Raw genomic sequence first — 1,059 nt, 5'->3', positions numbered from 1 at the left:
GGGTAGTTCTGCACCGGGTGGGGATGCTGCACTGGCGAAGGACGGGGAGATCCTGTTCCACTTTGCCAAGCCGGACATCTCGGTGCGCATCCCCTACAAGGTCGAATTGGCAAAACAGCCGTCGCAGCCCCTCTGGTTGTCTGACCCAACGAGTGCCAATGACGGCAACCTGCAAGGTGAGGCCATTTTCGGCTCCAGCCGGGGTAATGACAGAATTATTTATCGGCGCGAAGTATTGCATTGAATGATGTGAAAGGGGGGTTGGCTCAACAGCATCCCCCTAAATCCTTGTTTATTAGTGTTTGCAAGCGTGTGCGAGTGAGTGATGACTCGCATTTTTGTCGCGCCTGATTGATTGGCGACAGTTTGAGCGCTTGCCCATTGGGGTGGGCATTGGTAAAGTTAGCCGGTTTTCTGCACCTCCAAATTCTTAGGATTTCCCGTAGCCATGTTCAAAAAGCTCAGAGGCGTCTTTTCCAACGATCTGTCGATCGATTTGGGAACTGCCAACACCCTGATCTATGTAAAAGATCAAGGGATCGTCCTTAACGAACCCTCAGTTGTCGCCATTCGCCAAGAGCGCGGGAACGCCAAATCGGTCGCTGCTGTCGGTCATGCCGCCAAGCAGATGCTGGGCCGTACCCCGGGCAACATCTCCGCGATCCGCCCGATGAAAGACGGCGTGATCGCCGATTTTTACGTGACCGAGAAGATGCTGCAGCACTTCATCAAGCAGGTTCACGACAACAACTATTTCCGCCCCAGCCCGCGTGTGCTGGTGTGTGTACCGTGTGGCTCCACTCAGGTTGAGCGTCGCGCCATCAAGGAGTCCGCTCTGGGTGCAGGTGCCCGCGAGGTTTATCTGATCGATGAGCCTATGGCTGCAGCCATCGGTGCCGGCCTGCCGGTATCCGAAGCGACCGGTTCCATGGTGGTTGATATCGGTGGTGGTACCACTGAAGTGGCCATCATCTCTCTGAACGGTGTGGTCTACTCCCAGTCAGTCCGTATCGGTGGCGACAAGTTTGACGAAGCCATCATCAGCTACGTCCGTCGCAA

At 55.4% G+C, this 1,059-nt stretch carries 2 protein-coding genes; both read left to right on the top strand.

Annotation, left to right across the window (positions count from 1 at the left end):
• Positions 1–244, top strand: a 244-nt coding sequence (locus tag AACS18_RS14485; protein WP_146184720.1) for a DUF6701 domain-containing protein, incomplete at its 5' end; no start/stop codon positions are given.
• A 204-nt stretch (positions 245–448) separates the two neighbouring features.
• Positions 449–1,059, top strand: a 611-nt coding sequence (locus AACS18_RS14480) for a rod shape-determining protein (RefSeq protein WP_146184719.1), incomplete at its 3' end; no start/stop codon positions are given.

The organism is Aeromonas sp. HMWF015, from assembly GCF_963878965.1.
GTDB lineage: Bacteria > Pseudomonadota > Gammaproteobacteria > Enterobacterales > Aeromonadaceae > Aeromonas > Aeromonas veronii.
This window is presented reverse-complemented; position numbering and strand designations above follow the sequence as displayed.